18 protein-coding genes and 1 pseudogene are annotated in these 19203 nt (G+C 56.6%); 11 read left to right on the forward strand and 8 right to left on the reverse strand.

Features of this window, described 5'->3' with window-relative positions; all coding sequences use genetic code 11:
* Positions 1-10: 10 nt before the first annotated feature.
* The 7 genes and pseudogenes from PHAMO_RS14555 to PHAMO_RS19790 all read right to left on the reverse strand — a co-directional run.
* Positions 11-1123: an efflux RND transporter periplasmic adaptor subunit gene (locus PHAMO_RS14555; RefSeq protein WP_002730394.1), complete on the reverse strand. Its 1113-nt coding sequence runs from the start codon at positions 1121-1123 to the stop codon at positions 11-13.
* A gap of 272 nt (positions 1124-1395) precedes the next feature.
* Positions 1396-2076 carry a phenazine biosynthesis FMN-dependent oxidase PhzG gene (phzG, locus tag PHAMO_RS14560; protein WP_328285753.1) on the reverse strand — a complete coding sequence of 227 codons (681 nt, stop codon included), beginning with the start codon at positions 2074-2076 and terminating at the stop codon, positions 1396-1398.
* Positions 2058-2894 (reverse strand): PhzF family phenazine biosynthesis protein, encoded by an 837-nt coding sequence (locus PHAMO_RS14565; protein WP_002730396.1) that lies wholly within the window; start codon positions 2892-2894, stop codon positions 2058-2060. The genes phzG and PHAMO_RS14565 overlap by 19 nt, the downstream gene beginning before the upstream one ends.
* Entirely contained in the window at positions 2872-4800 is a 1929-nt protein-coding gene (locus PHAMO_RS14570) for an anthranilate synthase family protein (protein WP_328285754.1), read from the reverse strand. The genes PHAMO_RS14565 and PHAMO_RS14570 overlap by 23 nt, the downstream gene beginning before the upstream one ends.
* Positions 4797-5417 (reverse strand): isochorismatase family protein, encoded by a 621-nt coding sequence (locus PHAMO_RS14575; RefSeq protein ID WP_002730398.1) that lies wholly within the window; start codon positions 5415-5417, stop codon positions 4797-4799. Before PHAMO_RS14575 ends, PHAMO_RS14570 begins: the two co-directional genes overlap by 4 nt.
* 164 nt (positions 5418-5581) lie before the next feature.
* Entirely contained in the window at positions 5582-6070 is a 489-nt protein-coding gene (locus PHAMO_RS19785; protein ID WP_040567433.1) for a PhzA/PhzB family protein, read from the reverse strand.
* 51 nt (positions 6071-6121) lie between these two features.
* A pseudogene (locus tag PHAMO_RS19790) lies at positions 6122-6592 on the reverse strand (PhzA/PhzB family protein); the annotation flags it as partial.
* A 647-nt stretch (positions 6593-7239) separates the two neighbouring features.
* On the opposite strand from PHAMO_RS19790, the gene PHAMO_RS14585 reads away from it, so the two are divergent.
* The 5 genes from PHAMO_RS14585 to PHAMO_RS14605 all read left to right on the forward strand — a co-directional run bounded on the left by PHAMO_RS14585 (position 7240) and on the right by PHAMO_RS14605 (position 13341).
* Positions 7240-8862 (forward strand): ABC-F family ATP-binding cassette domain-containing protein, encoded by a 1623-nt coding sequence (locus PHAMO_RS14585; RefSeq protein ID WP_002730404.1) that lies wholly within the window; start codon positions 7240-7242, stop codon positions 8860-8862.
* A 270-nt stretch (positions 8863-9132) separates the two neighbouring features.
* The gene (locus PHAMO_RS14590) at positions 9133-9522 is read left to right on the forward strand and encodes an ArsR/SmtB family transcription factor (protein ID WP_002730405.1); all 390 of its coding nucleotides are present in this window, start codon (positions 9133-9135) and stop codon (positions 9520-9522) included.
* Positions 9519-9977 carry an arsenate reductase ArsC gene (locus PHAMO_RS14595; protein WP_002730406.1) on the forward strand — a complete coding sequence of 153 codons (459 nt, stop codon included), beginning with the start codon at positions 9519-9521 and terminating at the stop codon, positions 9975-9977. The genes PHAMO_RS14590 and PHAMO_RS14595 overlap by 4 nt, the downstream gene beginning before the upstream one ends.
* Positions 9978-9981: 4 nt before the next feature.
* Entirely contained in the window at positions 9982-11010 is a 1029-nt protein-coding gene (gene arsB / locus PHAMO_RS14600; RefSeq protein ID WP_002730410.1) for an ACR3 family arsenite efflux transporter, read from the forward strand.
* 147 nt (positions 11011-11157) lie between these two features.
* Positions 11158-13341, forward strand: coding sequence for a methyl-accepting chemotaxis protein (locus PHAMO_RS14605; protein WP_002730411.1), 2184 nt, complete (start codon positions 11158-11160; stop codon positions 13339-13341).
* Positions 13342-13421: 80 nt separating this feature from the next.
* Here PHAMO_RS14605 and PHAMO_RS14610 read toward each other — a convergent pair whose 3' ends face one another.
* Positions 13422-13760, reverse strand: coding sequence for a lytic transglycosylase domain-containing protein (locus tag PHAMO_RS14610; protein ID WP_002730412.1), 339 nt, complete (start codon positions 13758-13760; stop codon positions 13422-13424).
* Positions 13761-14030: 270 nt separating this feature from the next.
* On the opposite strand from PHAMO_RS14610, the gene PHAMO_RS14615 reads away from it, so the two are divergent.
* The 6 genes from PHAMO_RS14615 (at position 14031) to PHAMO_RS14640 (ending at position 19200) form a co-directional block, all read left to right on the forward strand.
* Complete coding sequence (locus tag PHAMO_RS14615; RefSeq protein ID WP_002730414.1) at positions 14031-14651, forward strand: sigma-70 family RNA polymerase sigma factor; 621 nt, start codon at positions 14031-14033, stop codon at positions 14649-14651.
* Between the two features lie 106 nt (positions 14652-14757).
* Positions 14758-15597, forward strand: a complete 840-nt coding sequence (locus PHAMO_RS14620) for a flagellin (protein WP_002730416.1) — start codon at positions 14758-14760, stop codon at positions 15595-15597.
* A gap of 99 nt (positions 15598-15696) precedes the next feature.
* Positions 15697-17418, forward strand: a complete 1722-nt coding sequence (gene fliD, locus PHAMO_RS14625) for a flagellar filament capping protein FliD (RefSeq protein WP_002730417.1) — start codon at positions 15697-15699, stop codon at positions 17416-17418.
* A gap of 19 nt (positions 17419-17437) precedes the next feature.
* Entirely contained in the window at positions 17438-17848 is a 411-nt protein-coding gene (gene fliS, locus PHAMO_RS14630) for a flagellar export chaperone FliS (protein ID WP_002730418.1), read from the forward strand.
* Positions 17849-18034: 186 nt separating this feature from the next.
* The gene (locus tag PHAMO_RS14635; protein WP_002730419.1) at positions 18035-18307 is read left to right on the forward strand and encodes a hypothetical protein; all 273 of its coding nucleotides are present in this window, start codon (positions 18035-18037) and stop codon (positions 18305-18307) included.
* Positions 18308-18531: 224 nt separating this feature from the next.
* Positions 18532-19200: a flagellar hook assembly protein FlgD gene (locus PHAMO_RS14640; RefSeq protein ID WP_002730420.1), complete on the forward strand. Its 669-nt coding sequence runs from the start codon at positions 18532-18534 to the stop codon at positions 19198-19200.
* The last annotated feature ends 3 nt before the right edge of the window (positions 19201-19203 follow it).

The raw sequence follows: 19203 nt of genomic DNA on the forward strand, positions 1-19203 counted from the left end.
GATGATCCTCTCAGGGCGACGGACTTGATACGACCGTCGGCTGGGCGATGCGGACTGCCGCGCCCGGCTGGACGCGGAGCTGGCCGCTGGTGATAACGCTGTCGCCAGGGGCAAGCCCTGTTTCGATGACGATACGGTCGCCGTGACGCTGCCCGGTAATCACCGGCAGAAGCTCGGCCTTGCCATTTCGGACGACAAAGACGCTATCACCCGATGCGCTGGTCTGGACGGCGGTCGTCGGGACCAGAATCGTCTCCGGGCGCATCGGCTGCATGATCCCTGCGGTTACATAAAGGCCAGGGCGCAGGATTTGATTGGGATTGGCGAGTGTCGCCTGAACGCTGATATTGCGCGTGTCCTGTCCGACCTTGGGTTCGATCGCATTGATACGGGCTGGAAAGAGCCGATCCGGGTACGCGTCGGTGCGAACCGTGACATCGCCGCCAAGGCGCAGCTTCGACAGATCCTGTTGCGGCACGGTGAAGTTTACGTAGAGCGGATCGAGCGCTGTCAATGTCGCCAAAGGATCGCCCGCATTGACATATTGGCCCAGATTGACCCGTCTGATCCCGATCAGACCCGCGAACGGTGCCCGGATCGCTTTCTGGGCAATGCGTGCGTCGATTCCCTGAATAGCGGCGTTGGCCTGTGTCAGCTCGGCCTCGCGCTGTTGTAAAAGCTGCTTCGGTTCGGCGCCAATCGGGACAAGCCCAACCGAACGCTCATGCTGTAACCGCGCAAATTGGGCACGCGCTACGGCTTGCGCACGATCCGCCCGTTCCGGCGCGTCGTAGAGCTGTACGAGCGGAGTCCCGGCCGTAACCGACGACCCTGCTTCGAAATGGATCGCAACCACGCGACCCGCGACTTCTGGGGCCAGGGTTACCTCGCGTACCGCCTGTAGCGAGCCGGTCGCTTCGAGCGATTGAGGCAGCGTTTCCGGCTGAACCGTCTGGGCTGAGACTTCCACCGGCGGGGGGGCATGGCCGCCCGCATTCGTTGAAAGCCGGGCACCGCGCCAAAGGTAAATCCCCGTAAAGATCGCGAGAAGGATGAGAGTCGCGAAAACCAACGGCACACGGTACCGCCGAGGCTTAGGCAACCGTTCCAAGGTGTCGGGCATGTCGGCTCCAGATCGGATTTGCGGGCATTCCCAGCCCATGAGAGTGACTCATGGCGCAGCCGTGGGGGGCTTGGGCGCGCAGGCCGACTCCATCCTTACAACCTCAACATTAGTTGAGGTCAAGAGCCTTAATGTCATAAATGGTTGGGGGTGACGCAAAGCACAGCGTTACCGCCGTGGCGAATACAACAGGTGGCGACGGTTGTTCTGACCGTCAAGATGGCTTGGATCATCTCGGCCATCTTGACGGCAGGTTGCATGACAATTGGGCCTTACGGCTGTAAACGGCGGGCTTTCCACACATCGCCGTCGCGGTCATACCGCAAGCGTTCATGAAGCCGCTCGGTGCCGTTGCTCCAGAACTCAATCGATGTGAGACGAAGCTCGAACACGCAATAGCTTGGCGGGCGTGGCAAGGGGCCATCGTTTTTTGCCAGGAGCCGGGCTTCGGCCAGCAATGCCTCGATATCCAGCAAGTCCTCGCTTTGCCGTGAAACGGTTGTCATCGGGTGGGTGAGATACGAGCGCGCCATCCAAAGGGCATCCGCCTTGCTGTCGGGGAGACGTGCGGCAACGCCGTTAAGACTGATCTGCTGGCACGTCTCACGCCAGTACAGAACACCTGAGCAAAAGGGATTCTGCGCGAGATCTCGGCCCTTCTGACTTCCGGCATGCGTGGAAAACAACACGCCATTTTCGGAGATTTCATTAATGACGACAATTCGTGTCGATGGGTGGCTGTTGTGATCGACGGTGGCCAAGGCCAGCGCCTTGGGTTCGCGGACATAGCTTTCGGCTTTTTCAAACCAAGCGCGAAGAAGATCGATTGGATTGTCGGGCGGTGCCAAGAATTCTGGAAAAGGGATTTCGATCATGCCAGTGAGCGATTCCGACATATTCAGTCCCATTGTTAGTCTCCTGACAGATTTATTGATCAAACGAAAGCGATGCACTCTGCGAAAGGAACGCCGTTCCCGGAGACCTCCACCTCCGTTACCCACTCATCGTTGCCTTTGATGCGGGCATACATCCGGGATGGGCGGCCAATCTCGACGCCTTGAAGAATCTCGATCTGGTCACCGTAGGAAATTTGTCCGTGACGCGCCAAATGGATGGCAAGAGGACCGGCGGCGGAGCCGGTTGCGGCATCCTCCACCACTCCGTAGGCGGGTGAGAACATGCGGGTGCGCCAATTCAACCCGGCTCCGGCAAAGCAATTTACGGCGACATCACGGAAGTTCGATAGGGCGCGGTGGTCGGGATGAAGCGCCGACAGCGCCGCAATACTCTCTAGCCCGACGAACACATGTCGCGGGCCATTGCGGTAAATTTCGATCGGAAACGTCGATGACGACACACCAATCGCGGCGAGCAAATCATCCGGTTGATCGAACACTTCCCAAATGGGAACCGGCTGTCGCATTTTGCAAGCGATTACTTTACCTTCCTCCCGCTGAAGCTCGAATGGTACATTTCCCATTTGTGTTTCGATGTGTAATTTAGGCTTTTCGGTCAGGGCGCCAAGCGCGATTGCCGTGCCCAAGAGGGGGTGTCCCGCGAACGGCAATTCATTCACCGGCGTGAAAATACGAACCCACCAGTCACCGCCATTGCGCGGCTTCATGACAAAGGTCGTTTCCGACAGGTTCATTTCTCGCGCGATGCTTTGCATGCGTTCACTTGATAAATCGTCGCTATCAAAGAACACCGCCACGGGATTTCCCTTCAGCGGTTCAGTCGCGAACGCATCAATCACAATATAGCGGCGCATCAACCTTCCCTTTCTCCCGAAACGTTTTATAGGTCAGGGCATGACGCAGCAGAGCCGCGATGATACGAGGCCCATCCTGAGTAAGAACAGATTCAGGATGAAATTGTATCGACGCAAAACCAGGCCCTCGGAGGGCATGCACTTCCCCCGTATTCTGGTCGCGGCTGATATCAACCACGCCGATATTATCATTCTCGAGGAAGTCACGGCCGCTCTGTGCAGCGAATGTATTGTAGAACCCGACATTCTCTTCGGCGCCGAACAGGCCGATCGATTTTTGAACGCCTTGGTTGGGAACCTTTCGACGTTGCAGGTCCAGGCCAAGGCACAAGCTGAGCACCTGATGGCTCAGGCAGACCGCAAGAAAAGGCCGACGATCGGAAAGTAAAGAGCGGATCGTTCGATGAAGAAAACTGATTTTCGGGTGGCCGATATCCGTTGGGTCTCCCGGCCCAGGTCCCATGATGACAAGATCGTTGTCGTCAAAGGATAATTTTTCGCGGAAGCTGCGGACGTCCACGATCAATCCCAAAGACTGTAATTGTTTGGCGAACATCATCGTGAAGGAGTCTTCGGCATCCACGATTATTGCTTTGCAACCGTATAGGTCGTCCTCGGTACGCTGACGCTCCTTCGGGCCGCTCAGCCAGAAACTTGAAATAGGCGCATTCCGACTTTCCAAAGCGGAAAGAACGCGGGGATGTGTGGCAAAGCGGGCTCGGCTCTGGCATTTCAAAGCGGCAATCAGTCCCATCGCTTTGGCGCGTGTTTCAGCGGCTTCGCTCATGGGATCAGAATCGCGCACGATCGTCGAACCTACGGCGATCCGCATCTGTCCCGTGGCGCTGATATCCGCGGTGCGGATCAATATTGCCGAATCGAGGGAACGTCCGCCGGCGATGTCTCGTCCAATCAGCGCCGCCACTCCACTATAATAGGCACGACCCTGTGGCTCATAGCGACGGATCACACGGCATGCGCTTTCCAATGGGCTGCCCGTGACGGTGGGAGCAAACAAAGTTTCCCGAAGGATGTCGCGCACATCTCGGTATGTCAGCCCTTCAATGAGATACTCGGTATGAGCAAGGTGCGACATTTCTTTGAGGTGTGGCCCAAGAACTCGCCCGCCATCTTCGCAAAGGCGGGACATCATTTTAAGTTCTTCATCCACAACCATATAAAGCTCATTGGATTCCTTTTGGTTTTCAAGGAACTCCATGACCTCGTTCAGGTTTGGGCCAGAGGGCGGATAACGATACGTCCCACTGATCGGATTCATCACCGCGAGATTTTCCTGCACGCTGATGTGTCGTTCTGGTGACGCACCAACAAAGGTTCGCGTGCCAGTGTGTATGATAAATGTCCAGTAGGCTCCTCTCTCCGCATTTAGCAGGCACCGGAAGAAAGAGAGCGCATTCGTCAGCGTATAACCTTCAATTTCGGCCATGAATGTTCGCTTGATGACGAAGTTTGATCCTTCGCCGGAGCCGATTTCTTTGCAAATTACATCTTTAGCGATCGATGTATAATCTTGATCGTCAAGATCAAAATGTTCGCCGGTGATGTTGATTTTATCGTTCGGCAATAGATTCAGGGCATCGTTGAGATTGATCAAATCCTGGTCGATGATTTCAAGCGCGAGAAGGGGGGCGCCATCGTCCACCACGTCAAAGCCGCGTTCGACAATCTGTCGATAGGGGATCACGACGAGAAGTTCGTGATGCGGCCCGCCATGCGACGGCCCCGGGAGGGGGAGATCGACGAGGCTGGATGGTTCGGCCATCTTGCCAACAATGACATCGATCATCCCGCCACTATTTTCCTCGGCTCGGTAGAGAAGCGCGAATGGCTGCGGAGATTCTGATAAGATACGCCGCAGCAAGACGTCAGATGTTTCCTTCATCATAAGGCCTCATCGGTAGTAATGACCATGGCGCAACGTCTCGCAGCATATTCCATCGCCATCCAGTGATCTTTCTGACTGAAATCAGCGATGGCATCGGCGACTAAAAAGGGCTGGATATCATTCGAGTATGCGTCAACTGTCGAAATCAGAACCCCGATGTGGGCATACACTCCGCACAGGATGATCTGGTCCCGACCCGCTGCTCGCATTCGTTCGAGTAAATCTGAGTGAAAGAAAGCGCTATAGCGCCACTTTGTCAGTAACCAGTCATCTCGCCGTGGCCTGAGTTCTTCGATGATCTCGCGATCGGCCGGGCTTGCTTGCATGCCCGGTCCCCAGAAATCTTTGAGCAGGCCGCGCTGTTCATTGGTCATGTTGCCGGGTTGGGCGGTATAGGCAACCTGGACCCCTTGTTCCACGCATTTCTGTAGTAAACGGGCGGCATTGCCGACGAGTTCTGCCCGTAAACTCTCGGGAAGAGGCCGCAAGAAGTAATGCTGCATGTCATGCACAAGGAGGACTGAACGACGAGGATCTGGAATCCATTTCGCTCGATTGGCCGGCAAGTCATTGAGCTTTGGCAGTGAATACGCTTCGATGGTGGGGATAGCGTTCATCGCGACAATCTCCGGTCAATAGATTGAAATAATCAGACTCCCTATTCAGACTGATGATCATCAGTCTGAATTTTGGACGTGCTTATGCTTATCCGCGTTAATGTTTCGCAGAGAAGGTGATTGATTCTTCCAAGGCACGCCGATTTTTCAGGAATTTGACCTGATTACGTCGGAATACCTTCGCGTTTAACTTCTGGGACAGGAATGCCAAGCGCACGCAACTGCTGGCAGACGTTCATGAACTCACGGTTACGAACAATCTTTCCGTTATCGAGTTCAAATGAGTGGAGGAAGTGGTTCTCGTAATATCCTTCTGGATATCCGGGAAACAGGATCTTCCCGTGACCGTCGCATTCTACCCAAAAATGATTGGGGTCATCAGTTCCAAATATCTTAATATTGTACCATTCCCAATCGGGGAAGCACTTCAATGACCATACCGCATGCTCTGCGAGTTTATCTTTTCCTTTTATTACGATCGGCAATCCTGTATCTGTGGTCCACAGGCCGCCACAACCATCATCGACAAAAAGTTCGTGTCTCTTGAGGCGGTCTTGTCCCTTTGTGTTCATATATTTCTCGACTGTAATACGGTTCAATTCCCGTATTTTTTCAGAGTCTCCGGGTATTTTAGCCGTGTTTACGCTGTTCATTCTACTGCCCCCCGTCTCAAAAGGAACATTTTCCCATACGGGAACGTTCGTGCGGTTTATTGTTGGGAACTTCATGCCCAAAGAACGCATCTTCTGTGAAACGTCCATGAATTCCCGAACACTTTTTATCTTTCCAAAATTAAGTTCAAAAGAATGAATATAATGAATATTGCAGTGGATTTCCTTAAAACCGGCTTTTTTTATAGTTCCTTGCCCGTCGCTTTCAACTAAAAAGTAATCATCAAATTGTGTCTCAAAAATTCTTACGTTTTTCCATTCCCAATCTGGAAAGTATTCCTCAAGCCAGATGCCGAGCTTGGCCAGCCTCTCGTGCCCCTGAAGAATGAGAGGCGTACCCGTCGTTGTCGTCCAATTACCGCACGAGCCATTCTCTGAAAATAGAGTGTGACGAAGCAGGCGATCCCTGCCCTTCATATTCATGTAGCACTCTACAGCAGACCTATTGATGGATCTGAGTTCCACTTCTTTTTTATTTGATACAGCCTCTTCCTGTTTTTTCATTAATCGATCTCTATATAAATTTGAATTATCTGGCCTCTCAGAGAGAATCTACCTGTCATGCGGAGCATTTCCGCTCCGGTCGCGGGATATCGAGTCGTTCATGAACTGCCCCACTGATACGACATCGCCTTCCTTTGCCATGCACGTTCTCGCTGAGCATCATCCTGCTGTGCCCCCGTCAGCTTTCCCTCTGCTTGTACGGTGCAGAAGCTTGTGAGACTGCTCTTTTAGCGTGCTTCTTGTGATTTTACCGCCATTTACGCGCTTAAAATGCACCTAAAAAACGATATGGCACAATTAAAATCTTGTTACAGTACCTTTCGTTATATGGGCTCTCCAGAAAATAGTCATATTTTACAGCATGTATTGAAGCTATGGCTGTTGCCGCATCACACCCGCAAAAGAGGAAATTATTGCCATGTAAGCGTTATTTTATGAGGCTGGGATCGCCTGATCGGACGCCAAGATTATTAATCCTTGAGATTGCCTTACCCCTGATTTGTTCCCTCAAGGGGCGTCGGTCGCGACCAGTCCCGCTTTCGGCGCGTGGGAGAGTTTCGCCAACATATTGATATCGAGAAGGACTCTATCTCGTTGCGCATCCTGTGGCATAAGGAGCCAACCACGCCACGGGAACCCAGCCGCACATGATACGTTTAGAAAACATCAGCAAGCAAAACAGTCACCGGATCCTCTTCTTCGAAGCTTCCGCGGCGCTGAACAGAGGCGAAAAAGTTGGCCTCGTCGGTCCTAACGGGGCTGGCAAGACAACGCTTTTCCGGATGATCACGGGCGAAGAATCGCCCGACGATGGGCAGGTGGCGATCGAGAAGCAGGTCTCGATCGGCTATTTCAATCAAGATGTCGGCGAAATGTCCGGCCGTAGTGCGGTCGCGGAAGTGATGGATGGTGCCGGGCCAGTCAGCACCGTGGCGGCGGAATTGGCCGGTCTCGAAACCGCTATGTGCGATCCCGACCGCGCCAACGACATGGACGAGATCATCGAGCGCTATGGCGAGGTGCAGGCACGGTTCGAGGAGTTGGGCGGCTACGAACTGGAAGGACGGGCGCGAGAAGTGCTCGCCGGACTTAGCTTCAGCCAAGAGATGATGGAAACAGACGTGGGAGCGCTGTCGGGCGGTTGGAAGATGCGGGTCGCGCTCGGCCGTATCCTGCTCATGCGCCCCGACGCCATGCTTCTCGACGAGCCCAGCAACCATCTGGACCTCGAAAGTCTGATCTGGCTGGAGGAATTCCTGAAGGGTTACGAGGGCGCTCTCTTGATGACCTCACATGACCGCGAGTTCCTCAACCGAATCGTCACAAAGATCGTCGAGATCGACGGCGGATCGCTGACAAGCTACTCCGGCGATTACGCGTTCTATGAACGGCAGCGGGCGTTGAACGAGAAGCAGCAGCAGGCCCAGTTCGAACGGCAACAAGCGATGTTGGCGAAGGAACTGAAGTTTATCGAGCGCTTCAAGGCCCGCGCCTCGCATGCCAGCCAAGTTCAAAGCCGGGTCAAGAAGCTGGATAAAATCGAGCGTTTCGAGCCGCCCAAGCGCCGTCAAACGGTGTCGTTCGATTTCCCGCCCGCACCGCGCTCGGGCCAGGACGTCGTGATCCTGAAGAACGTGCACAAAAGCTATGGCAGTCGGACCATATATCAGGGGCTCGACTTCATGATCCGCCGCAAGGAGCGCTGGTGTGTCATGGGTGTCAACGGCGCGGGCAAATCAACGCTGTTGAAGCTGGTGACCGGCTCGACCGAACCGGATGTCGGGACCGTTGCTGTCGGCGGCAGCGTCAAGATCGGCTATTTCTCCCAGCACGCGATGGAATTGCTTGATGGCGACAAGACCGTGTTCGAGTCTCTGGAAGATTCTTTCCCGCAGGCGGGTCTGGGATCGCTCCGGGCGCTTGCGGGCTGTTTCGGCTTCTCCGGCGATGATGTGGAAAAGAAATGCCGCGTCCTGTCCGGTGGAGAAAAGGCCCGGCTCGTGATGGCGACGATGCTCTTCAATCCGCCAAATTTCCTGGTGCTCGACGAGCCGACCAACCATCTTGATCTTGATACCAAGCAGATGTTGATCACGGCGCTGGCCAATTACGAGGGCACCATGCTTTTCGTATCGCACGACCGGCATTTTCTGGCAACGCTCTCTAACCGGGTGCTTGAGCTGACTCCAGAGGGAATTCACCAGTATAGCGGCGGCTATACAGAATACGTGGCGCGCACCGGGCAAGAAGCCCCAGGTTTGCACAGCTGAGTCTCTCTCATTAACAGTCCACCATCTGGCCTAAATACCATCGGCAGAGCGTCTTCTTTACGATTCACAACATGCGAGCCGCCAATACCAGGAGAGGCGGCTCGTGACATCGCTCTGTCGCGCCGGACGCGGGAAAAGATGCCGTTGCGCCTGCGGCTCGATCGTGTCCCGGCTGTCTCGACCGATTTCTGACCATTTTGGGCCTTGCCTGGGGCTCTTGGGCGATGGCATCATTTTCTCATATAAGAAAATGAGAGTGATGTCCCTCCCATGCTTGAAACCTTCGAGACCGTTGCCAAAGCTGTTGCCGATCCAACCCGCATCCGCATTCTGAAGGTGCTGGAAGGCGGCGAATTGTGTGTGTGTCAGATTACCGCAGTGCTGGATCTTGCGCCTGCCACCGTATCCAAACATCTGGCGGCGCTGAAGGTCGCCGGACTGCTCCAGCAGCGCCGGGATGGCAAGTGGATCTATTACCGGCTCGCCGAACGCGACCTTAATCCCTACGCCCGTGCATTCCTGGCTTTGGTTGCAACCGCGCTCGACGACGATCAGACCATTGCCGTTGATGCCGAAGCCCTGGCTCGGGTTTCTGCGGCTGACCTCGCTGTGCTCTGTGAGCGGGCGCGGGCGACTTTTGTGCCCGAGGAAAAACCATGACCGACAAAATCACCACCGTCCTGGTCCTGTGTACTGGCAACAGCGCCCGCTCTGTGCTGGCCGAAGTCCTGATCAACGCTTTGGGGGAGGGACGGTGGCGGGCATTCAGCGCCGGCAGCCACCCCGCCGGGGCGGTTAATCCGCTCACGCTGGCGGTGCTGGCGGAGAAGGGGCATTCGGTCGAGGGCTTGAGATCCAAATCCTGGGACGAATTCGCCGATCCCGATGCGCCCCGGATCGATCTGATCATCACTGTTTGCGACAATGCGGCGGGCGAGATGTGCCCGATCTGGCCGGGTCGTCCCTCGAAAATCCATGTCGGTTTTCCCGATCCGGCGGCGGCGACCGGCACCGATTCTGAGCGGCTGGCCATTTTCCGTGAGGTCTACGGCCAGATCGAAGCAAAAATCCGCCGCTTGATCGCGTTGGGGCCCGAGCGAGCAGGAGAGGTGTGACGCCATGAATCTGTTCGAACGGTTTCTGACCCTATGGGTTGGGCTGTGCATCATCGCCGGGGTGGCTCTGGGACATTTTTTCCCGGCACTGTTCCATGCGGTCGGTGGGATGGAGATCGCAAAGGTCAATCTGCCCGTCGCCGGTCTGATCTGGCTGATGATCATCCCGATGCTGCTGAAAATCGATTTCGGCGCGCTGACGCGGGTTCGCGAGCAGTGGAAGGGGATCGGGGTCACCCTGTTCATCAACTGGGCGGTTAAGCCGTTCTCGATGGCGTTACTGGGCTGGGTGTTCATTAGTCATCTGTTCCAGCCCTATCTGCCGCCCGCGCAGATCGACAGCTATATCGCCGGGCTGATTTTGCTGGCTGCCGCCCCCTGTACCGCGATGGTGTTTGTGTGGTCGAATCTGTGCAAGGGTGAGCCGCATTTTACTCTATCCCAGGTGGCGCTGAACGACCTGATCATGGTGTTTGCCTTTGCGCCTCTGGTCGGGCTGTTGCTGGGGCTGTCGGCGATCACGGTGCCGTGGGACACGTTGCTGATCTCGGTCGGGCTTTATATCGTCGTCCCGGTGATCGTGGCGCAGATCTGGCGACGGACGTTGCTAGCGCATTCTCCGCAGGCTCTAGCTGCGACCCTGGCGAAATTGGGGCCGCTGTCTCTGGTGGCGTTGTTGGCCACCCTGGTTCTGCTGTTCGGGTTCCAGGGCGAGCAAATCATCGCCCAGCCTCTGGTGATTTTGATGCTGGCGGTACCGATCACCATCCAGGTCTATTTCAATAGTGGACTGGCATATTGGCTGAACCGGCGTTTTGGCGTCGCCCATTGTGTTGCCGGGCCATCGGCGCTGATCGGTGCCAGTAATTTCTTCGAACTGGCTGTTGCCGCCGCGATATCCTTGTTCGGCTTCGAGTCAGGCGCGGCGCTTGCCACCGTCGTCGGTGTCCTGATCGAGGTGCCGGTGATGCTGTCGGTGGTCAAAATCGTCAATGCCAGCAAGGGTTGGTACGACGCTGGACGAACATCATGAAGTTCATGTCTCTTTAGTTCTCGCTCACGACACCACCCCATCCTCATGGAGTGACTCTAAAGATATATTGATGTAGAGTTATTCATAAGCCACATGACCTAGACGTAAGGCGGCGTCAAGTCCGCCGCTGCAACGAGGGGGAGAGGCATGAAGCTGACATCGATCAAAGCGAAAATTGCGATCTTCGCCGGACTCTGCCTGGTTGGAGCCATTTCTGTCCAGGTGATCTACGGCGTTATCACGACTAAAGCTGGCAACGACCTCGTCGTCAGCCGAACGTCGGAAATTCTCGATTCCAAGACTCGCGAGTCGATGAATAATCTGGCCAACGCCCAAGCCGGTTTATTGCGGTCGGAGTTCGATTCCGCCCTGATCGCGGCACGCACGATGGCCCACAGCTTCGCCATGGTCGTCTCGTCTTCCACCGAGGGAGGCATACCCCCTGATATTCGTCGTCGGCACATCAACGAAATCCTGTTGAATGTGCTGAAACAGAATGAGTTGTTCAACGGCACCTATACGGCGTGGGAACCCAATGCCCTTGACGGCAATGACGATGCGTTCCGCAATCGCCGGGAGACGGGAACCGACTCGACTGGTCGCTTCATCCCCTATTGGAACCGGGACCAGTCCGGCAAGATCGCGATGCAGTCCCTGGTCGAGTATGACAGTCGAGACCTTCATCCCAACGGCGTAATGAAGGGGGGCTGGTATATCGGTCCTCAGACCAACGGCCGGGAAAGCGTTCTCGACCCGCTCCCCTATATCGTGCAAGGACGTCAGGTCTACCTTGCCACATTGTCGGTGCCGATTGTTTCCAAGGGGAAATTCCTGGGCGTGGCCGGAGCCGATTTCAACCTTGAATTCGTCCAGAAGCTGGCTCTGGACGTGAGTCGCAGCTTGTTCGGTGGCAAAAATCGGGTGGTGATCCTAAGCAACATGGGGCTGATCGTTGCCGACAGCGCCCGGCCTGAACTGATCGGCCAGTCCTACGCGGCCCAGTCGCAGACGTGGCGAACCGATTTGTCCACCATCCAGTCGGGGCAAAACAGTTCCGAATGGCAGGGGGATACCCTGCGTACCTTCGCCGCGATCCGGTTGGGGAGAACCGAAAAACCGTGGTCGGTTCTGATCGAGGTTCCGCGCGACGTCGTGATGGCCGAGGCCAACACACTGGGGCAGAGTCTCACGGCGCGGGCTTCCAGCTCGGTTATGTGGTCCGCCATCACCAGTGTGATGGTGGCCGTGGTGGCGATTGCGATCATGTGGCTGGCCGCTGGCGGTGTCGCCCGTCCGATCGTGGCGATGACCGAAGCAATGAAGCGTTTAGCTGCGGGCGATAAATCGATCGAGGTTCCCTCGCGCGATCATGTCGATGAAATCGGCCAGATGGCTCAGGCGGTTCAGGTGTTCAAGGACAACGCGATCCGTATCGAGGCGTTGCAGGCCGAACAGACCGAAGCCTCCGCTCGCGGCGCTGCCGAGCGCAAGCAGGCCCGCGAAACTCTCGCCAACAGTTTCGAGGCCAGCGTGATGGGGCTGGTCCGCGAGGTCGCCAGTTCGGCCGAGGGGATGCAAGTGACGGCGCAATCGATGTCGGCGGCGGCCCGGCAGGCCAGCACACAGGCGAATTCGATCGCATCGGCGGCGGATTCCGCCACCGAGAACGTCCAGACCGTTGCGTCTGCCGCCGAGGAACTGTCGGCTTCGATCACCGAGATCAACCGTCAGGTCAGCGAAGCGGCGAAAATCTCCAAGACCGCTTCAGAAGAAGCGGGGCGGACCAACGTGATGGTGCAGACCCTGGCGACGGCTGCCGACCGCATCGGGGAGGTGGTCAAGCTGATCAACGATATTGCGGCCCAGACCAATCTGTTGGCCTTGAACGCCACCATCGAGGCGGCACGGGCGGGCGACGCGGGCAAGGGCTTTGCCGTCGTTGCGGGCGAAGTCAAGCACCTCGCCAATCAGACGGCTAAGGCAACCGAGGAAATCGGTACCCACATCGGCGCGGTCCAGGAAGAGACGCGCCGCGCTGTCGCCGCGATCAAAACGATTGGTGAGGTCATCGATAATGTGCGGGAGATCTCGTCCGGCATCGCGGCCTCGGTCGAACAGCAAGGTGCGGCCACCAAGGAAATCGCCCGTAATGTCCAGCAGGCGGCGCAGGGAACCCAGGATGTGTCGGCGAATATCGGTGGCGTCACCAGTGCGGTGACCACCACCGGACAGGCTGCGGAAACCGTTCTGATCTCGGCGGATTCGCTGACCGGCAGCGCGGATCGGCTGCGTACCGAAGTTGCGAGTTTTCTGGCAGGTATTCGCGGTTAACGCAAAACACAGGGGGCAGGCCCTTCCGTTTTTCTGGTGCGGTATCCAGATTTGGTTCGTGTCCTGCCGCCCTCACCGGGCTAAACCTCGATCTTGACCGAGCCGTCTGCGGGCGGCTCGCACAGCCCTTTGATCCGCAAAGCCACGGAGCGAGCCTGTTCAACTTCCGATGGGTAACGGGTGGCTGTCCCGTCATTGAGAGTCTGGACAATCCGTAACGCCTCTCCGGCCAAGGCATTCATCCGTTGCAGGTTTCCTGTCGCGGCTTCGATGCGGACGGTTTGCAGCAGGGATTCAAGTTGGGATTGCGCCCGGACCAGACGGGTGGCGTGATCGATCCGTGTCAAATCGACTCGGGCGGCGGCCAGTTCGGCCAGCAGGTCTTCGGTTCGGGGGGTGTTGTTGATGCGCTCGACCATGGCCTCGCCCCTGTTTGTCGCGCAAAACAAAATTATCCTTAAACCTTACACGGACTCCATTCTTTGATCCATGCGCGAGAAAAGACCTGTTCGGCATTTAGTGCCTAATAACTCGGTATAATTTGCCGGGCATTTGGCAAAAAATTCTCTATCAACCCATTGTTTAAAAAAGTTATTTTCTCCGCCTGATCGGCGTTGGGCGGCCGTGTAAGCCATTAGACGGAGTGTGCTCATGGATGGGGGCGCCGTCCTGGCGGTGGAGGCAGGCGAATGACGATGATGATTCGATCGACGGGTTCGCGGAAGGAGGGGGCGGTTCCTCCCGAGAGTCTGGACGACGAGATCCTGCTGGCTCGGATGAAGCTTGACGATGGCGATGCGTACCGTGTCCTGGTCGAGCGTCACGTTGACCGCGCCTATGCGTTGGCGCTGCGGATGTTGCGCAATGTCGCCGACGCCGAGGATGTAGCGCAAGAATCGATGGTCAAGGCCTGGACCCACCGTCAGTCGTGGGAGCCGGGCCGCGCCCGGTTCAGTACTTGGTTGTACCGGGTGGTGGTCAACCGTTGCATCGATCTGCGCCGCCTGCCCAGCAACGCCAATATCGACGATGTTCCCGAACCGGCCGAGGATATTCCCGATACGACGGAAACCCTGTACCGGCGTGAGGTGTACAGCCGTCTGGAGCGGGCAATCGGCAAACTGCCCGACCAGCAGCGTGCGGCGGTGACGCTGGCTTATTTCGAGGATTTGGGGAATGGCGAAATCGCCCAAATTCTCGGCACGACCATCAGCGCTGTGGAAAGTCTTCTGAAGCGGGGGCGGCAGGGGCTGCGCCATGCTTTGCGGGGATCGGAAAGCGAGTTCCGTCAACTTCTCGCCGAAGAGTAAAANATCCCGCCTGAAACCGTCTCCCGATCCGTTCCAACCGAGAAGGCCTTCCGAACGATGGCCGGTCCCGCTTCCGGGAACATGAAGGATCAGAAGGAGACATTCCATGCCCGTCATTTCGACAAACACCGCCTCGAACTCGGCGCTCCGTTACCTCAATATCAATTCTGCGAATCAGTCCAGCACTCTGTCGAAGCTGGCATCGGGATCTCGTATCACCAAGGCTTCGGATGACGCCGCCGGTCTCGCTATCGGCGTTCGTATCCAGTCGGACGTGACGGTGTTGAACCAGGCGGCGACCAGCGCCAGCCAGGGCCAATCGATCCTTCAGACTGCCGATGGCGGTCTTGCCCGCATCGGTGACATCCTTCAGCGCATGAAGTCGCTGGCCACGAAGTCGAATTCCGGTACGGTCACCGACAAGGAACGCCCCTATCTCCAGGCGGAATTCAAGGAGCTCCAGGGCGAAATCGACACCATCGCCAAGTCGACCCGCTATAACGGCGTTACGCTGCTTAACAAAGGCGATGCCGACAACAAGTTCGAGGCCGGTGTCGACTTCATGCTGGGTACCTCTGCCAGCGATACGATCAAGGTGACGATCCCCACCGCTGACACCACGACCCTGGCGCTTCCTGCCACCGTGGTCATCTCCACCCAGGCCGATGCGCAGACCACCATTCCGCTGATCGATGCGGCGATTAATATGATCTCGTCTGCCCGTGCCAACATCGGTGCTCTTGAGTCGCGTTTTGATTTCCAGGCGCAGACGATCGCGACCTCGACGGAAAATCTCAGCGCGGCCGGGTCGGTGATCATGGATGCCGACGTTGCGGCGGAAAAGTCGCAGCTGTCGTCTGATGATGTCAAGACCCAGGCGGCTATCGCCGCTTTGTCCCAGGCGAACCAGATGCCGCAGAATCTGCTCAGCCTGTTGAAGAGCTAGGCGGTTTAGGCCGAAAGGTCTGTCGCATCCAGGGCGGTCCGGCAATGTCGGGCCGCCCTGGATGGCGCGGCGGCTTCTTCGTATTCAGAGGGTGATGACATGACAACCAGCGTCAGCGGCACGACTTCCAGCACCAGCACGACAACGAAGACCACCGCATCGCAGAATCGGAACACGTTCGATTCGAGCGCTCTGGCGCAGGAAGGCTACAATAACAAGTTAGCCAAAGCCGACAGCCTGAATGTCAAGGTCACGAAAAACGAAGCGAAGATCGCTGCCTATCAGAACCTTCAGACCCTTATGGCCGCGGTAAAATCTCCGCTCGACACCCTGCGCAGCGCGCCGGGAACTGCGGGTAAAGAATCCGACGCCTTTCTGAACCGATCCACCTATTTGACATCCTCGACCTCGACCAGCGCCAGCAGCATTCTGTCAGCCACGGCCGCCGATGGGACCGAGGTTGGAGTCCATGACATCGTGGTGACTCAGATCGCCAAGGTTGAACGCCTTGGCGGCAGTTCTCAATCCAGTCGTTCGAGCGCCCTCTCGCTTGCCGGTACCTTTACCTTGGGAAGCAAGGCGACAGCGGACGGATTGAGTTCAACCGTTACTCCTGGTGCCACCATCACCATCACCGCCGGCATGTCGCTTGACGACATTGCCAACACCATCAACGCCGCCAAAACATCGACCGGGGTGAGCGCCTCGGTGGTCAAGTCTTCGGACAACAGCTACATGATCGTTCTGGCGGGGGTCGAAACCGACCGTGACATCACCTTGGCAACTGGTTCTGGTGACAACATTCTAAGCAAGCTCGGCTTGATCGACGACTCGGGAAACAAAGTCGCTCCGCTGCAAAAGGCTCAGGGGGCAAAGCTGACGGTTGATAGTGTGGCGATCACCGGCGCAACCAATGAGATAAAAGGCGCCATTGATGGCGTTACCCTGAGTCTTTACAAGGCCGATCCGTTAAATACCTTGTCCCTTGAGGTCGATAGCGACCTCAAGGGGATCAAGACGCAGATCACAAACTTTGTTACCGCCTATAATTCGTTACGTGATTTCATTCTGGTCAATCAGAGCACCAATTCCGATGGGACCGCCGGTACCGATGCGGCCCTGTTTAGCGATTCGCTGTTACGAGAAATCACGACGTCGCTTCAGTCAATTATGACGACCGGCGTCAACGGAGTCTCCCTGGCGACGATCGGGATCACGCTCGACCTCAACAACAAGCTGGTGGTGGCGGATACAACCCTCGATACCGCGCTCAGCAGCTCGCTGTCTTCGGTCAAGTCGCTGTTTTCGTATCAAATGACCAGTTCGTCGCCGGACCTCGAATTATTGACACATGGCGACGGCCCCACTTCGGCCAATTTCGATCTCAAAGTCACCGTTGATGCGGTGACAGGGAAGGTGACCGGGGCTTCGGTCAATGGGGACGAGTCGCTCTTCACCTTCAGCGACAACACCATCAAGGGGGTTGCGGGAAGCATTTATGACGGTCTGAGCCTTGTCTATAGCGGCAAGACCTCGCAAACCGTCAACGTCAAGATCAGCCAGGGTATCGCCGACCAGCTGTACCAGTCGATCGAAACCGCATCAAATACGTATAACGGCCAGATCACGACTGCGGTCAACGACCTTAAGAAGGATAATTCCGACTTGGGCGCCCGGATTACGACGATTGGCCAGAACGCAGCGATCTACCGCGACTTCTTGCTTGATAAGTATGCAAAGGTCGAAGCCAAGCTGGCCAAGGCTCAGTCGGTTCTTGACTTGCTGAAGGCTCTCAACAGCGCTGAAAACAAATCATCCTGATAATCCGAGGGAGGACTCCATGATCCACTCGCAGCAGGCCAGTGCGGCCTATCGCGCCGCCACCATGACCGTGCCACCGCTTCATGCCGTCGTGATGCTGTATGACGGCGTTCTGGTCAGAGTCCGCAACGCAGCCGCCGCCGCCGAACGCGGCGATTGGGACCGGCAGTCCGATGAGATTTCCCGTGCCGTCGATCTGTTGCGTGGCTTGCTTGCCGCGTTGGACTTCGAACGCGGCGGCGATGTCGCGATGCGTCTCCGCCAGACCTATCAGGCCAATATCCGGGCGTTGCTCCGGTCTACCCGTGAGGCCCAGGCCGTGGCGATGTGCGCCAAGATTGAAGATGGTTTGCGTCAATTGCGCAATGCTTGGGCCGAAATCGCCGGTATGCCCGAAAGCCAGCCGAACCGGATGGTCGATCCGGCCTGACCTCCCGAAGTAGTTGTCCCTTTTAATGCTCTCTTAACGCTCCCTTAATGCGCCTGATTTTGTCGTGATGGGAATAATTTGGTGGTAAGGAGATGCTGTATTCTCTATGCGATCTGGGATATATAATAGGAGAAGGCCCGCTCGGGCCATCCTGTTGCCGCCGACGAAGAAATCGAGGCGTTATCAATGACCAGAACGATCACTCTGGAGGAGTTTGTAGATCTCCTCGATCGGTTGGGCGGTGTCCTTACGGATTGGCCCTCTGAATATCGAATTTCCGCTGATGCTTTGTTGGCCCAATCGTCCGAGGCGCGTCAGGCTTTGGCCGAGGCTACGGAGATGGAAGCGCTGTTGCGGAAGGCGCAGCCCAAAGCTCCGTCTGGGCTCATTGACCGCATTCTCGCCGCGTCTGGTGCTCCCGCTCCATCGAGTAGCCGGATAAAACGCCCGGTCGGGTAAGAAAATGGCGATAAACACCGCCTGATCTCCCCTGCGTTCCCGTATCAAGTAAGACACACCCCGCCGACACATGTTGGCGGGTGTTTTCGTGTGTCTGCACGATTGTAACAAAAGACGATTTCAATAGAACAATAAATGGTGCGCCAGATATCTCCGGTGCGTCCGTAGAAGAAATCAGAGAGCGACGGATCGACTGTCGCTGGATTTCTTCAACGGGGTGCGCCATGACCGCATCGGTCACATCCACGACGTCATCCACGACATCGACCAGCACGTCGGCCAAGTCGTCCGGTCTTTCGGCGAATTACGATACGTTTCTGAAGTTGTTGTGCGCGCAGCTTAAGAATCAGAACCCGCTGAGTCCGACCGACGCCACCCAGTTCACCAGCCAGCTGGTCCAGTATTCGAACCTGGAACAGCAGGTTAAGACCAACAGCAAGCTCGACAGCGTGCTGTCGTCGCTGTCGGCGTCAAGCTTCACCAACGGCGCCAGCTATATCGGCTGCGTGGTCGAGGCTGCGGGCAACAGCGTCAATGTTAAGTCTGACGGTACCGTTTCCGCCAGCTGGAACTACGAACTGGATAGCAAGGCATCTTCGGTCAAGCTGTCCGTCACCGATTCCGCAGGAAAAGTCGTCTGGACCGGCAGTGGCGATCCCGCTGTTGGTACGCATGCGCTTGTCTGGAACGGGACTGACTCCAGCGGCAAGGCGTTCCCCGCTGGCGACTACACGCTGAAAGTCACTGCGCTCGATGCGTCCGGCGCCGCGATTGAGACCTCGACGACGATCAAAGGCAAGGTGACCGCAGTCAGTTCAAACGGCGGCAACACGATGCTCGAACTTGGCGGCACCAACGTCAAGTTGTCCGATATCACCCGCCTCGCGGCCTGACAG

The organism is Magnetospirillum molischianum DSM 120 (assembly GCF_000294655.1).
GTDB lineage: Bacteria > Pseudomonadota > Alphaproteobacteria > Rhodospirillales > Magnetospirillaceae > Phaeospirillum > Phaeospirillum molischianum.

Bases quoted from the DNA above. Each gene is read 5' to 3' on its own strand.
- PHAMO_RS14555 (WP_002730394.1), bottom strand. From the start codon at position 1,123: ATGCCCGACACCTTGGAACGGTTGCCTAAGCCTCGGCGGTACCGTGTG.
- PHAMO_RS14565 (WP_002730396.1), bottom strand. From the start codon at position 2,894: ATGCGCCGCTATATTGTGATTGATGCGTTCGCGACTGAACCGCTGAAG.
- PHAMO_RS14570 (WP_328285754.1), bottom strand. From the start codon at position 4,800: ATGATGAAGGAAACATCTGACGTCTTGCTGCGGCGTATCTTATCAGAA.
- PHAMO_RS14575 (WP_002730398.1), bottom strand. From the start codon at position 5,417: ATGAACGCTATCCCCACCATCGAAGCGTATTCACTGCCAAAGCTCAAT.
- PHAMO_RS19785 (WP_040567433.1), bottom strand. From the start codon at position 6,070: ATGAACAGCGTAAACACGGCTAAAATACCCGGAGACTCTGAAAAAATA.
- PHAMO_RS14585 (WP_002730404.1), top strand. From the start codon at position 7,240: ATGATACGTTTAGAAAACATCAGCAAGCAAAACAGTCACCGGATCCTC.
- PHAMO_RS14590 (WP_002730405.1), top strand. From the start codon at position 9,133: ATGCTTGAAACCTTCGAGACCGTTGCCAAAGCTGTTGCCGATCCAACC.
- PHAMO_RS14595 (WP_002730406.1), top strand. From the start codon at position 9,519: ATGACCGACAAAATCACCACCGTCCTGGTCCTGTGTACTGGCAACAGC.
- arsB (WP_002730410.1), top strand. From the start codon at position 9,982: ATGAATCTGTTCGAACGGTTTCTGACCCTATGGGTTGGGCTGTGCATC.
- PHAMO_RS14605 (WP_002730411.1), top strand. From the start codon at position 11,158: ATGAAGCTGACATCGATCAAAGCGAAAATTGCGATCTTCGCCGGACTC.
- PHAMO_RS14610 (WP_002730412.1), bottom strand. From the start codon at position 13,760: ATGGTCGAGCGCATCAACAACACCCCCCGAACCGAAGACCTGCTGGCC.
- PHAMO_RS14615 (WP_002730414.1), top strand. From the start codon at position 14,031: ATGACGATGATGATTCGATCGACGGGTTCGCGGAAGGAGGGGGCGGTT.
- PHAMO_RS14620 (WP_002730416.1), top strand. From the start codon at position 14,758: ATGCCCGTCATTTCGACAAACACCGCCTCGAACTCGGCGCTCCGTTAC.
- fliD (WP_002730417.1), top strand. From the start codon at position 15,697: ATGACAACCAGCGTCAGCGGCACGACTTCCAGCACCAGCACGACAACG.
- fliS (WP_002730418.1), top strand. From the start codon at position 17,438: ATGATCCACTCGCAGCAGGCCAGTGCGGCCTATCGCGCCGCCACCATG.
- PHAMO_RS14635 (WP_002730419.1), top strand. From the start codon at position 18,035: ATGACCAGAACGATCACTCTGGAGGAGTTTGTAGATCTCCTCGATCGG.
- PHAMO_RS14640 (WP_002730420.1), top strand. From the start codon at position 18,532: ATGACCGCATCGGTCACATCCACGACGTCATCCACGACATCGACCAGC.